The organism is Streptomyces morookaense (assembly GCF_013030945.1).
Lineage (GTDB): Bacteria > Actinomycetota > Actinomycetes > Streptomycetales > Streptomycetaceae > Streptomyces > Streptomyces morookaensis.
This window is the reverse complement of record NZ_JABBXF010000192.1, coordinates 1-550: the sequence shown is the minus strand read 5'-3', so window position 1 is coordinate 550 and position 550 is coordinate 1. Positions and strand designations below refer to the sequence as shown.

The 550-nt window shown below is 68.7% G+C and carries 1 pseudogene; it reads right to left on the bottom strand.

The features are described 5' to 3' along the window. Positions 1-550, bottom strand: a pseudogene (locus HG542_RS34100) (NADP-dependent malic enzyme); the annotation flags it as partial.

Here is a 550-nt window from a genome sequence, read left to right as displayed (position 1 = left end):
GTACGTCGGCGATGCGCTTGTCCACCACGCGCAGCGCGTTGGTCAGCGCGGCCAGCACCACGATGGCGGTGCCGTGCTGGTCGTCGTGGAAGACGGGGATGTCCAGGGCCTCGCGCAGGCGGGCCTCGATCTCGAAGCAGCGCGGGGCGGAGATGTCCTCCAGGTTGATGCCCGCGAAGCCCGGGGCGATGGCCTTGACGATCTCCACGATCGCATCGGAGTCCTGGGTGTCCAGGCAGATCGGCCAGGCGTCGATCCCGGCGAACCGCTTGAACAGGGCGGCCTTGCCCTCCATCACCGGCAGCGCGGCCTTGGGGCCGATGTTGCCCAGGCCCAGCACCGCCGAGCCGTCGGTGACCACGGCCACCGAGTTCCGCTTGATCGTCAGACGGCGCGCGTCCTCGGGGTTCTCCGCGATCGCCATGCACACCCGGGCCACACCGGGGGTGTAGACCATGGACAGGTCGTCACGGTTGCGGATGGGGTGCTTCGACGCCATCTCGATCTTGCCGCCGAGGTGCATCAGGAACGTACGGTCCGACACCTTGCC